This is a genomic window from Agromyces sp. NPDC057865 (assembly GCF_042796995.1).
Taxonomy (GTDB): domain Bacteria; phylum Actinomycetota; class Actinomycetes; order Actinomycetales; family Microbacteriaceae; genus Agromyces.
Genome location: NZ_JBHVMJ010000006.1, coordinates 39,137 through 51,813, shown reverse-complemented (window position 1 = coordinate 51,813; position 12,677 = coordinate 39,137). Strand labels below are relative to the sequence as shown.

General features: G+C 70.0%; 11 protein-coding genes and 1 pseudogene. 10 read left to right on the top strand and 2 right to left on the bottom strand.

The genetic code is table 11. The features are described 5' to 3' along the window. Window positions 1-199, top strand: a 199-nt coding sequence (locus tag ACFVN5_RS19345; RefSeq protein ID WP_376957485.1) for a hypothetical protein, incomplete at its 5' end; no start/stop codon positions are given. 92 nt (window positions 200-291) lie between these two features. On the opposite strand, the gene ACFVN5_RS19340 is transcribed toward ACFVN5_RS19345, so the two are convergent. Beyond that, window positions 292-753 carry a hypothetical protein gene (locus ACFVN5_RS19340; protein ID WP_376957483.1) on the bottom strand — a complete coding sequence of 154 codons (462 nt, stop codon included), beginning with the start codon at window positions 751-753 and terminating at the stop codon, window positions 292-294. Next, a complete protein-coding gene (locus tag ACFVN5_RS19335) occupies window positions 750-3,119 on the bottom strand; it encodes a molybdopterin oxidoreductase family protein (RefSeq protein ID WP_376957482.1) in 2,370 nt (789 codons plus the stop codon). The genes ACFVN5_RS19340 and ACFVN5_RS19335 overlap by 4 nt, the downstream gene beginning before the upstream one ends. A 178-nt stretch (window positions 3,120-3,297) precedes the next feature. Between ACFVN5_RS19335 and ACFVN5_RS19330 the strand changes: the two are divergent. From ACFVN5_RS19330 to ACFVN5_RS19290, 9 genes and pseudogenes are all read left to right on the top strand, one after another. Next, a pseudogene (locus tag ACFVN5_RS19330) lies at window positions 3,298-3,751 on the top strand (glutathione-dependent formaldehyde dehydrogenase); the annotation flags it as partial. Between the two features lie 116 nt (window positions 3,752-3,867). After that, window positions 3,868-5,265 (top strand): extracellular solute-binding protein, encoded by a 1,398-nt coding sequence (locus tag ACFVN5_RS19325; protein ID WP_376957480.1) that lies wholly within the window; start codon window positions 3,868-3,870, stop codon window positions 5,263-5,265. Next, complete coding sequence (locus ACFVN5_RS19320) at window positions 5,265-6,203, top strand: carbohydrate ABC transporter permease (RefSeq protein ID WP_376957478.1); 939 nt, start codon at window positions 5,265-5,267, stop codon at window positions 6,201-6,203. Before ACFVN5_RS19325 ends, ACFVN5_RS19320 begins: the two co-directional genes overlap by 1 nt. Then, entirely contained in the window at window positions 6,200-7,144 is a 945-nt protein-coding gene (locus tag ACFVN5_RS19315) for a carbohydrate ABC transporter permease (RefSeq protein WP_376957476.1), read from the top strand. The genes ACFVN5_RS19320 and ACFVN5_RS19315 overlap by 4 nt, the downstream gene beginning before the upstream one ends. A gap of 288 nt (window positions 7,145-7,432) precedes the next feature. Next, complete coding sequence (locus tag ACFVN5_RS19310; RefSeq protein WP_376957474.1) at window positions 7,433-8,539, top strand: YihY/virulence factor BrkB family protein; 1,107 nt, start codon at window positions 7,433-7,435, stop codon at window positions 8,537-8,539. Window positions 8,540-8,745: 206 nt separating this feature from the next. Continuing rightward, window positions 8,746-9,141 (top strand): hypothetical protein, encoded by a 396-nt coding sequence (locus tag ACFVN5_RS19305; protein WP_376957472.1) that lies wholly within the window; start codon window positions 8,746-8,748, stop codon window positions 9,139-9,141. A 157-nt stretch (window positions 9,142-9,298) separates the two neighbouring features. Further along, the gene (locus ACFVN5_RS19300; RefSeq protein ID WP_376957470.1) at window positions 9,299-9,976 is read left to right on the top strand and encodes a response regulator transcription factor; all 678 of its coding nucleotides are present in this window, start codon (window positions 9,299-9,301) and stop codon (window positions 9,974-9,976) included. Further along, complete coding sequence (locus tag ACFVN5_RS19295) at window positions 9,966-11,297, top strand: sensor histidine kinase (protein ID WP_376957468.1); 1,332 nt, start codon at window positions 9,966-9,968, stop codon at window positions 11,295-11,297. The genes ACFVN5_RS19300 and ACFVN5_RS19295 overlap by 11 nt, the downstream gene beginning before the upstream one ends. Window positions 11,298-11,602: 305 nt before the next feature. Beyond that, window positions 11,603-12,625 (top strand): iron ABC transporter substrate-binding protein, encoded by a 1,023-nt coding sequence (locus tag ACFVN5_RS19290; RefSeq protein WP_376957466.1) that lies wholly within the window; start codon window positions 11,603-11,605, stop codon window positions 12,623-12,625. Window positions 12,626-12,677: the final 52 nt, after the last annotated feature.

The following is a 12,677-nucleotide window of genomic DNA, read 5'->3' as shown; positions in this document are numbered from 1 at the left end:
ACGTGCCACCGAGGCCGTCGAGACCGTCCGCCAGGAAGGCGAGGCCGCCGCATCCGAAGTGAGCAGCGAAGCCAAGCACACCGCCGAGACGCACACGCCGACCGACACGGCGTCCACGCCGACCTCGGACGACGGCTCGACGCACCGCTCGTCGCCGTCGCGGGCGACGCCCTCGTCGTCGGAGCCGTTCGGCGTCTAGCCGGACACCGACACGGACGGGCGCGGGATCATCGGATCTCGCGCCCGTCCTCGTGCCCGAACGGTCGCCGATCCGACGACCTCGTCCTGCCCTCACCGCGCCGCGATCAGGGCCTGCGGCGCTGCTTGCTTCATGCGGGTCTTGAGCCAGCGCAGCTGCACCTCGATCTCGTGCTCGCAGGCCCCGACGACCCGAAGAAGTCCTTCGTCCTGCAGGGCCTGCGCCGCCTGCTCGACCATCATCCAGGTGATGTCGGCGAGGCTCGCGAGAAGGTACAGGTCCTGGAGGTCGCGCAGGAGTCCGAGCGGGCCGGTGCGCGGCTCCCCGACGCCCTCGGCGTGCAGCCGCTCGGGTTCGTCGTCGGCGGGTGCCGCGCCGAGCCGCGCGATGACGTCGTCGAGCTGCTCGCGATGCGCCTCGCACTGGCGTGCGAGCGTGACGCACAGGAAGTGGACGTCGGGCTCGTCGCCATGGGCGTCGGCGATGCGGTCGTAGGACTCGGCGAGCGTCGTCTCCGATTCGGCGAGCAGCGTCAGGTAGACCGGGAGCTTCATGGCCCGACCTCCGCCCTTGCCACCCGCACGGCGGCGCACTTGAACACGGGTTGCTTCGACACCGGGTCCCACTCCGTGACGGTCAGCTCGTTCGCCGCGGTGGGCCGGCGCTCCTCCGCGCCATCGGGGGCGTCCCAGTAGCCGTAGTGGAACGGCGCGAAGACCGTGCCGGGCGTGATGGCCGTGACCCGCAGCGGCGCCACGATGCGGCCGCGCCGGGAGCGGACCTCGATCAGGTCGCCCTCGGCCAACCCGAGCTCCGCGGCATCCGCTTCGGCCATCTCGAGCCACACCGACGGGGCGGCGGCCTGCAGCTCGGGCGCCCGGGCAGTCTTCGTACGGGTATGGAAGTGGAACACCGAGCGCCCGGTCGTGAAGCGGAGCGGGTACTCGGCGTCGGGCGGCTCGTGCGGTCCGGCGTAGGGCGCCGACTTCAGGATGGCCCGCCCGTTCGGCGCGAGCACAGCGAAGCCATCCGGGCCGACGTCCGCGCCCGTGAGCAGGTCGTGACCGAAGTCCTCGCAGGACTCCCGATGCGTCGGGAACTCCGCGTCGCCGTAGAGCCGAGGCGGGCTCGTGGTCTCGCCCTCGCGCCGCGGCCACTGGATGCCGCTCTCGCGGCGGAGGTCGTCGTACGAGATGCCCGTGTAGTCGCACGGACGCCCGCGGGAGCACTCCTGCCAGGCGCGGTAGGCGTCATCGGGTCCGCTCCAGTCGAGCAGCGGCCGCCCGTCGTCCCGTCGGAAGTCCATGCGCCGGGCGTAGTCGAGGAAGATGTCGAGGTCGGACCGGGCCTGGCCAGGCGGTTCCACCGCCTGCTCGGAGAGGTGCACCGTGCGCGTGGTGTTCGTGTACGTCCCGGTCTTCTCGCCCCACCCGGCCGCGGGCAGCACGATGTCGGCGAGCTCGGCGGTCTCGGTCAGGTACAGGTCCTGCACCACGACGAACGCCTCGGGCTTGGCGAGGACGTCGCGGATCCTGGCCAGTTGCGGCAGGGAGACCGCCGGGTTCGTCGCCGAGATCCAGAGGAACCGGATCGAGCCCTGCTCGACGTAGCGGAACAGCTGCATCGCGTGCGTCGGCGGCGCCCAGTGCGGGATCTTCAACGGATGGACGCCCCACAGCCGGGCGAGCTGCGCGACGTGCTCGGGGTTGTGCCAGTTCCGGAACCCCGAGAGGTCGCCGTCGGCGCCGCACTCGCGGTTGTTCTGGGCGGTCGGCTGCCCGTTCATCTGCAGCAGGCCCGCACCGGGTCGGCCGATCATGCCGCGCAGCAGGTGCAGGTTGTTGACCTGGCAGGCCGAGGCGGTCGCCTGGGTCGATTGGTAGAAGCCCTGCAGCACGGTCGAGAGCACGCGCTCCGACGTGCCGAAGATGCGGGCGGCCGCACGGATGTGTGCGGCGTCGACGCCGCACACGTCCGCGGCGCGCTCGGGCGTCCACTGCTCGACCAGTCCCCTCAGCTCCTCCAGTCCGACGGTGTGGTCGGCGACGAAGGCCGCGTCCGTCCAGCCGTTGACGAGCAGCTCGCGGACGAGGGCGTGCATGAGCGCGAGGTTGGTGCCGGGGTTCACCGCCAGGTGCACCGCCGCGCGCTTCGCGACCGGCGTCGAGCGGGGGTCCACGACGACGAGCGTCGGCGGCTCGGGGCCGTCGAGGCGGTCGAGCACGCGCGACCACGCCACGGTCTGCGTGGCCGCCATGTTGTGGCCGTAGAGGAAGAGCGCGTCGCACTCGTCGAGGTCCTCGTAGCATCCGGGCTGGCCGTCGGCGCCGAACGTCTCCTTCAGCGCGGATGCCGCGGTCGCCGTGCACAGCCGAGTGTTGCCGTCCATGTGCGGTGTGCCGACGCCGGCCTTCCCGATGACGGCGAGCGCGTAGTACTCCTCGAGGAGGAGTTGGCCGCTCGTGTAGAAGCCGTGGCTGAGCGGCCCGACCTCGTCGAGCAGCGCCCGGCTGCGCTCGACGACCCGCGTCATCGCTTCGTCCCAGCTCGCCTCGACGAGCTCGCCGTCACGTCGCACGAGCGGGGTGGTGAGCCGGTCGCGGTGCTCGACGCCCTGCCAGCTCGCGTACAGGCCCTTCGGGCCGAGCCGGCCTCGATTGATCGGGTCGTCGGCCCGTCCGCGGATGCCGACCATGCGGCCGTCCTTCACCGCGATGTCGCAGCCGCATCCGTTGCTGCAGAGCACGCACGCGGAGCGCACCCATCGGTCGACGTCGGCCTCGCCGATCCCCTCCGCGAGTTGCTGGTCGACCCGGTCGGGCCAGCGACCACCCCGCGCGAACGGGGTCCTGCTCCCCCAGACGTCCTCCACTCGATCACGTCCGCCGACGGCCCCGGCGGTGCGCACCTGCTCGTTCACGAGGTCACGATGACGCCGCTTCCCACCTTCTTCAAGGGGCTTGCGTGCAGCCCAGCGATCGAGGGCGGAGGATATGTCGGGCTCGAATGGCGTCAACCCCCTCTACGGCGCGGTGCCCGGCGCGCAGGCGCAGTACCTGCGGGTGCGTCTGGCCGACGCCAACGCCCTGGTCGTCGGGAACGGCCGAGGCCCCGACGGCGTCGTCGACGCAGTCGGCATCGAAGCCCACGGCAACCCCGGCACGGCGTTCGTGCAGTCCGCGGTCGCCATCCTCCCCGACGCGCTCGCCAAGCCGCTCATGACGAAGGCCGGCGTCGACCGGCTCGCGGCGCTCCACCTCGCGATCGACCTCGTGCGCCGCGGCGGGACCGTCTCGGTGAGCGGGGTCTACGACGGCGCGCTTGACCCGATGCCGCTGCTCACGATCTTCGACAAGCAGCTCACGATGCGGTTCGGGCAGTGCAACGTCCACCGCTGGATCCCCGAGCTGCTGCCGCTCGGCGAGGAACGCGCCGACCCGTTGGGCTCGAGGACCTCGCGACCCATCGGGTTTCCTCGACCAGGCGCCCGAGATGTACGAGAAGTTCCGTGACACAGAAGACGGCTGCATCAAGGTCGTGCTGAAGCCCTGATCAAGCTGCCTTCTCGGAGAAGCGCTTCTGTCAAGCCCCTTCATCCGACGGGGCGCTGCTCCCTACGGTGACGACATCTCCCCGGCCCTGCACCGGGACCCGAATGGAGGACCCTCATGCGCCGACCACGAACCGCATCCACCCGTCGAGCCGCAATCCTGATCACCGCTGCCGCCTCCTGCGGACTGCTCCTCGCCGGGTGCGCGGTCGGCACCGGCGCCGCGAACCAGGACGCCGACTACGACGCGAAGGCCGACCTCGGCGGCGACCTGTCGGTGATGGGCTTCTCGGGCGTGGACGAGGTCGCGACCTCACGCGTGGAGGTGGCGAAGGCCGAGCTCGGCGACGTCGACGTGAAGCTCATCGAGGGCGAGCTCGACCTGCAGCAGTTCCTCGCATCCGTGGCATCCGGCAAGCCGCCCTCGCTGCTCTACGCGGATCGCGACCAGATCGGGTCGCTCGCCGCGCGGAAGGCGATCATCCCGCTCGACGAGTGCATCGACGGCGAGGGCATCGACATGGACGAGTTCCGCGACTACGCGGTGGACCAGGTGACGCTCGACGGCAAGGTCTACGGCATTCCCGAGTTCAACCAGGTGCAGGTGACCATGGCGAACGCCGACCTGCTCGCCGCGGCCGGCGTCACGATCGACCAGGTGAACGGCTCTGATCGTGAGGCCATGACCGACGCCAATCGCAAGCTCGCCAAGGTCGACGGCGGCAACGTCTCGGTGATCGGCGTCGACTCGAAGCTTCCCGAGTTCCTGCCGCTGTGGGTCGCCGGCGCCGGTGGATCGCTCCTCTCCGATGACGGGAAGACCGCGCAGCTCGACTCGCAGGAGGCCGTCGACGCCCTGACGTGGGCCGCAGGCATCTACGAGGACCAGGGCGGGTTCAGCGCCGTGAAGGCGTTCCGCGATTCGGCCGACTTCTTCGGCGAAGGCAACCAGTTCGCGACGAACACGCTCGGCGCCATGCCGATGGAGCAGTGGTACATCAACGTGCTGAACGACGTCTCGCCCGACGCCCCGATGGCGTTCGACACCGTGCGCGGCACCGACGGCCAGCCGATCGCCTTCGCGACCGGGTCGGCCTGGGCGATCCCGTCCGGGAGCGACAACCCCGAGGCCGCGTGCCGCTGGGCCCGCGCGATGACCTCCATGGATGCGTGGAGCGCCGCCGCCGAGGCGCGGCTGGCGGCCCGCGAGGAGGAGGGGAAGCCCTTCACCGGGATCCTCACCGGCAACGAGGTCGCGGACGAGGAGATCCGCGGCATGGTGACCTCGGGCGGCGAGCCGTGGGACAGCGCCGTCGCGGCGATGTACGACGCGAACGACAACGCCGTGTCGCAGCCCGCTAACCCCGCCGATGCGGAGTTCAAGGATGCGATGCAGGAGGCCGTGAACTCGGTGCTCAACGGACAGGCCACGCCTGAGGACGCACTCGCCAAGGCCCAGAAGACGGCGCAGCAGGCGCTCGACGACGGCTGGGCCGAGATCGAGGACGCGAAGTGATGACCGCAGCGACGGGCGCGCCCGTCCGTGCCAGGCGACGTGGTGCCGCCTGGCGCGAGGCGCGCCCGGCGCTGCTGTTCCTCAGCCCGTGGATCATCGGCTTCCTCGTCTTCACGGCGTGGCCCATGATCTACAGCGCCTACCTCTCGCTCACCGACTACGACGTCATCAACAACCCGGAGTTCATCGGCATCGAGAACTACGTGCAGATGGCGAGCGACGAGAAGCTCATGCTCGCGCTCGCCAACACCGCGATCTTCACGCTGCTGCAGGTGCCGTTGTACGTGATCGTGTCGTTGGTGCTGGCCTTACTGCTCGACCGGGCCGGACGCGCGTCGGGGTTCTTCCGCACGGTCTTCTTCCTGCCGAAGATGACGCCGCCGGTCGCCGTCGGCGTGCTCTTCCTGCTCCTGTTCAACGGACAGAACGGGCTCGTCAACTCGGTGCTCGGCTGGTTCGGCATCGACGGGCCCGCATGGACCACCGATCCCGCCTGGGTGAAGCCCGGGCTCGTGATGATGTCGCTCTGGACGGTCGGGGCATCCGTCATCATCCTGCTCGCCGCGCTGCGGAACGTGCCGGAGATGCTCTACGAGTCGGCGCGCCTCGACGGCGCGGGCTTCTGGCGCCAGGCCTGGAGCGTCACGATCCCGATGATCAGCCCGGCGCTGTTCTTCATCATCATCGTGAACACCATCGCGGGCTTCCAGACCTTCGATGAGGCCTACACGGCGTTCTTCGGATCGGGCAACACGACGTACAGCAACGATGCCGCGCTCTTCTACGTGATCTACCTGTTCCAGCAGGCGTTCGGGTTCCTGAACATGGGCTACGCCTCGGCGATGGCGTGGCTGCTGTTCGTGATCATCATGGTCGTGACGGCGGTCCAGCTCATCGTCAGTCGACGGCTCGTCTACTACGAGGGGGAGGAGCGATGACCGAGGTCGGTGTCCACCTGCCTCCGGCCGAGGCACTGGCCGCGCGTCCAGTGACGGCTGGCGCAGCCGCCGAAGGCGCGGAGATCGAGCGCCGCCCGCCGAGCACCCGCCGGCGCCGCAGGGTCGGTCAGATGGTTGCGTGGATCGGGCTGACGATCCTCGGCGTCGTCTTCATCTACCCCTTCGTGTGGCTGGTCAGCGCATCGTTCAAGCCGCGCGGCGAGGTGTTCGACAACCGACTCATCCCACAGACGTTCACCTTCGACAACTACGTCGCGGTCTGGCAGGAGGCCCCGCTCGGGCTCTGGCTCATCAACACCGCGATCGTGACCGTGCTGGCGGCGACGACCGTGACCATCTCGAGCGCCATGGTGGCGTGGGGCTTCTCGTACTTCCGCTTCCGCGGGCGCGGGCCGCTGTTCGTGCTCGTGCTGGCGACCATGATGCTGCCGGGCGCCGTGACGCTCATTCCGACCTTCCTCATCTGGAGCGCCCTCGGCCAGGTCGGCACGCTGACGCCCCTCTGGGCCGGCAACCTCTTCGGCAGCGCGTTCTACATCTTCCTGCTGCGGCAGTTCTTCCTCGGCCTGCCCCGCGACCTGTTCGACGCCGCTCGCATCGACGGCGCCTCCCAGTGGGGCGTGTTCTGGCGCATCGCGCTGCCGCTCTCCAAGCCGATCCTCGTGGTCGTGCTCATCTTCGAGGTGCAGGCGGTCTGGACCGACCTCATGCGCGCACTGATCTACCTGCGGGACTCCGCGACCTACACGGTCCCCCGTGGGCTCAAGGCGCTCGTCGACGCCTACGGCTTCGGGGGCGAGTGGCACTGGGAGATCATCATCACGGCGAGCGTCATCACGACGATCCCCATGATCATCCTGTTCTTCCTCGCGCAGCGGAAGATCATCGACGGGGTGGCCTCCACAGGTCTCAAGGGCTGATCAGACGCACACCTCGCTCGCAGCCGAGGCGATGGCAGCGCTCACTGTCACGTCCCGTGCGGATCCTCGGCTGCATCCAACTCATCGACGGAGAGTACGAGATGATGTGGATGCGACCGCGGCCCGGTGTCCGCCGACGGTATCCGTCCCTCGAGACTGCAACCGATGCGATCAATCGGCGGCTGGATGCCCGCGCACTGTACGACGTCGCGCCCACCGGCGCCAGTCCCTAACGGAATCCGCACGGCGCGGCGCACGATGGTCCCTTCCACGGATTGGGGAGCCATCATGGCTGAGACCACTCGCACCGACGCCGACCGGCCGGCGGAGGAGGCGACGCGAAGACCGGATCCGGAGGATCCGCGCAAGCCCGACACGCCGCCGGAGGTGACCAAGCGGTCCTGGGCGTACGTGATCCGGAAGACCTTCCGCGAGTTCACCTCCGACCGCTGTCCCGACATCGCCGCGGCGCTCACGTACTACGGAGTGCTGGCGCTGTTCCCGGGGCTCCTGGCGTTCGCGTCCCTGCTCGCGTTGGTCGGACAGGGCGACGACGCGATCGACACCCTGCTGCGCATCGTCGCACCCGTGGCACCGGCGGAGGTCGTCGACGCGATCCGGGAGCCCCTCGAGCAGTTCGCGGGATCCCCTGCCGCCGGAATCGGATTCGTGACCGGCCTCGTCGTCGCGATCTGGTCGGCGACCGGATACGTCTCCGCGTTCAGCAACGCGATGAACCGCGTCTACGAGATCGAGGAGGGGCGCCCGTTCTGGAAGCTGCGACCGATCCAACTCCTCGTGACGGTCGTGAGCCTCGTGCTCATCGTCGCCATGGCGGTGATCCTCGTCGTCTCGGGGCCCATCACCGACGCCATCGGAGACGCCCTCGGCCTCGGACAGGCGGTGCGAATCGTCTGGGAGATCGCGAAGTGGCCGGTTCTGGCCCTCGTGATCGTGGTGCTCATCGCGATCCTGTACTACGCCACCCCGAATGCGAAGCAGCCGAAGTTCCGGTGGGTCAGCCTGGGCGCCGTGCTCGCGATCGTCGTGCTCGCCATCGTCTCGGCCGGATTCGCGCTGTACGTCGCCAACTTCTCCAACTACGACCGCACGTACGGCTCGTTCGCCGGCGTGATCGTGTTCCTCCTGTGGCTCTGGCTGGCGAACTGCGCCCTCCTGTTCGGCGCAGAGTTCGACGCCGAACTCGAGCGCGGACGCGAGCTGCAGGCCGGGATCGAGGCGGAGGAGCAGATCCAGCTGCCGCCACGGGACACCCGCCGGATCGACAAGGCCGAGAAGCAGGAGCGCAAGGACATCGAACTGGGCCGACGCATCCGGCTCGAGCACCAGGACGACGAGGATGGCGAGCAGGCCACCGCCAAGCGACCGTCTTGATACATCACATATCGGACGCGCCACCTGCCGCGGAGCGTGGCAACAGAATGGCAACAGCGCGTCGTCGTTCCCCGAGTGACCTGCCCTCCTCAGGGCGAACCACCCGTCGATCCGAGCCGGCGACGGGGATCCCGAAGGTTCGCTTCAGCCTCGCTTCAGCGGCGACGATCGACACTTCAGGTGTTGTCGACGAAGGGAGCAACATCATGAGGAAGCGACTGATCGGAATCACCGCCGCAGCGGCGGGTGCCCTGCTCGTTGCGGGGGGAACCGTCGCGGCCTTCGCCGTGGCCGGAGGCGACGACGGGGCAGACGGCGCGGGAGACAGTTCCGCCGCGATCACCGGCACCGAGCTCGAGCAGGCGACCGCCGCAGCCGTGGCCGCCGCCGGTCCGGGGATGGTCACCGAGTCCGAGGCCGGTGGCGACGAGGCGGCGTACGAGATCGAGCTCCAGCTGGACGCGGGCGGTTCGGTCGACGTCCGACTCGACGAGCACTTCAACGTCGTCGGGGTGTCCCCGAACAACGAGAACGGGAACGACGCCTCCCAGCAGTCCGAGCCCCCGCAGGGCGACGGCGACGGGGAGACCGCCGACGACTGAGCTCGGCTCGGTCAGTGTCACCGGCTTCTGGGCGTCGCCGAAACGGCGGCTCCCAGAAGCATGTCCGGGGGGGCATCGTGCCCGCCCTGAGGGGGCCGGTGGCTCGCCTTCAGCCCGGATTCAGCCCGGTGGGGGCACGCTGGGCGTAGGAGCGCGAATGCGGTTGCTGGTGGTGGAGGACGAACGGCGGCTCGCCGACGGCCTTCGGCGCGGCCTCGAGGCCGAGGGGTTCGCCGTCGATGTCGCCTCGAACGGCGTCGACGGCCTCTGGCTCGCGACCGAGCAGTCCTACGCGGCGATCCTGCTGGACCTCATGCTTCCCGGGAAGAGCGGGTACGTCGTCTGTCGTGAGCTCCGCGCCGTGGACGACTGGACACCGGTGCTGATGCTCACGGCCAAGGACGGGGTGTGGGACCAGGTCGAGGCACTGGAGACGGGGGCGGACGACTACCTCACCAAGCCGTTCTCGTTCGCAGTGCTGGTCGCGCGGGTCCGCGCACTGATCCGACGCGGCGCCGGCCCACGGCCGTCCGTGCTGCGAGTCGGTGACCTCGCGCTGGATCCCGCCACCCGGGAGGTGCGCCGATCGGACACGACGATCGAGCTCACCGCCCGGGAGTTCGCCGTCCTCGAGTACCTGATGCGACGGCCGGGCGAGGTGATGTCGAAGGCCGAGATCCTCGGCGGCGTGTGGAGCTTCGACTTCGACGGCGACCCGAACATCGTCGAGGTGTACATCGGGCACCTCCGGCGGAAGGTCGACCGTCCGTTCGGTCATCGGAGCCTCGAGACCGTCCGCGGGGCGGGGTATCGCGTGGTCGACGATGGCGCGTGAGTCGCCGCGGCGGCGTCGCCTGGGCGTCCGGCCATGGGTCACGCTGGTCGCGACCTCCGTCGTGGCGGGCGCGCTCGTGCTCACCGCGGTCGGCCTGTGGATGCTGGTGCGGAGCTCGTTGTACGGCGGCCTGCACGAGGCGGCGGCGCAGGATGCGGGTGCCGCCTCGGCCATGGTCGACCGCGGAGGACGGGTGGGCGAGCTCGACGACGACCGCCTCACGCAGGTGATCGGCCCCGACGGCTCGCTCACGGCGTCGAGTCCGGGCGCGCCGAGCGACCCGGTCGGTCGACCCGGCTCGGTCCCGGACACCGTCGAGGTCGGCGGCGTCGACTACGTGATCGCGGTCGACGATGTCGACGGCGGCGGGTATGTGATCGCCGGTCGGCCCACCACCTCCGCCGACGCCACGCTCCAGCTCGTCGCGGTGGGCCTGGCCGTCGGGGTCCCGCTGCTGGTCGTGCTGGTCGGGGTCGTGACGTGGGTCGGCGTGGGGCGTGCGCTGAGCCCGGTCGAGCGGATGCGACGACAGGTCGACGGCGTCGACGCGTCGTCGCTCGGCGATCGCGTCGACGATCCCGGCTCGGATGATGAGATCGGACGCCTCGCGCGCACCATGAACCGGATGCTCGATCGCCTCGAGATCGCGCAGGCGTCGCAACGGCGATTCGTGTCGGATGCCTCGCATGAGCTGAAGTCGCCACTCGCGTCGCTCAGGCAGACGGCCGAGCTGGCGAAGGACCACCCCGACCTGCTCGGGCCCGACGAGCTCGCGGACGCGGTCCTCGACGAGGGGGCACGGCTCGACCGGCTGGTGCAGGGCCTGCTGCTGCTGGCCAAGGCGGACGAGGCCGCGCTGCTGCTGAACCCGCGCGACGTGGACGTCGACGACCTGCTCCTCGAGGAGGCCGCCCGCCAACGCCGCGCCGGGCTCCACGTCGACACGACCGGCGTGTTCGCGTCGCGGGTGCGCGGGGATGCGGAGCTGCTCCAGCAGGTCGTCCGGAACCTCGTCGACAACGCCGCCCGCCACTCGCGCGGACGACTGCGCCTCGCGGTCCGTCCCGGCACTCCACGGGAGGGATTCGTGCAGCTCACGGTCGGTGACGACGGTGCGGGAATCCCGCCGGATGATCGGACCCGCGTCTTCGAGCGGTTCGTCCGCCTCGACGATGCCCGAGCGCGAGCCAGTGGCGGCAGCGGACTCGGGCTCGCGATCGTGGCGGAGATCGTCCACTCGCACGGCGGCACCATCCGCGTGGAACTGGATCCGGTGCTCGGCGGGGCACTGCTGGTCGTGGAGCTCCCGGCGATCGTGTGAGCTGCCACCGGCGTGCCCCGATTGGGTCGCCACCCGGCTCCCACGAGGCGGGGTCCGCGGCGCTGGGCGATCGCGTGTGTCCCATGGCGTCCATGGGAGTCGGGTGGCTGCCGGGAAGGGGGGATCCCAGCGCCGTCGATGTTGCGCCGATCGCCCTCACGCCGCAGGACCCTTGACACGACGACCGATCCATGCAGGGCGGCCAACCTGCGGGGCGGATCGATGCCCGGAATCGACATCGTGTGAAATCCGGCCCGCGACGACCGTTAGGCTAGCCTTACCTACTCGTCGTGAGGATCCCATCTATGCGCCACCTGCTTCGTGCTGCCCTCGTTCCGCTCGCCGTCGCGCCGCTCCTGCTCGCGGGCTGCGCCGCCGGGGGGAGCGGCGCCGCATCGGGTGACGCGCTGGTGATCTACAACGCGCAGCACGAGCAGCTCACCGAGGAGTGGGCGGAGGCGTTCACGAAGGACACGGGCATCGACGTCGTGCTGCGCAACGGCGGCGACAGCGAGCTGGCGAACCAGCTCGTGGCGGAGGGCTCCGCGTCGCCCGCCGACGTGTTCCTCACCGAGAACTCGCCCGCGATGTCGCTCGTCGAGGAGGCCGGCCTCTTCGCGCCGGTCGACGAGGCCACGCTCGAGCTCGTCCCCGAGCAGTACCGGCCGTCGACGGGCGCGTGGACCGGCATCGCCGCCCGCTCGACCGTGCTCGTCTACAACCCGTCGCTCATCACCGAGGCCGAGCTGCCGGCGTCGCTCATGGACCTCCAGCGGCCCGAGTGGAAGGGCCGCTGGGGCGCGGCGCCGAGCGGCGCCGACTTCCAGGCCATCGTCTCCGCCGTGCTCGCGACGCAGGGCGAGGAGGCGACGAGCGCCTGGCTCGACGGGATGCACGAGAACGCCACGATCTACCGCAACAACATCGCGACGATGAAGGCCGTGAACGCGGGCGAGGTGCCGGTCGGCGTGATCTACCACTACTACTGGTACCGCGACCAGGACGAGACCGCCGAGAACAGCGGCAACACGAAGCTGCACTACTTCGGCAACGAGGACCCGGGCGCGTTCGTGAGCATCTCGGGCGGTGGCGTGCTGAAGTCGAGCAAGCGTGCCGAGGAGGCGCAGGAGTTCCTCGCGTGGCTCGCCGGCACCGAGGGCCAGACCATCCTCGGCGAGGGCTACAGCTTCGAGTACCCGGTCAGCTCGGGCGTGCCGGCACGCGAGCCGCTGCCTCCGCTCGACTCGCTCGGCTCGCCCGCGATCGACCCCTCGACCCTCAACGGTCCCCAGGTCATCGACCTGATGACGGAAGCCGGACTCCTCTGACCCAGACGGCGACGACACGAGGACCGGCGACGGTCGCCGACCGGAGGCGACC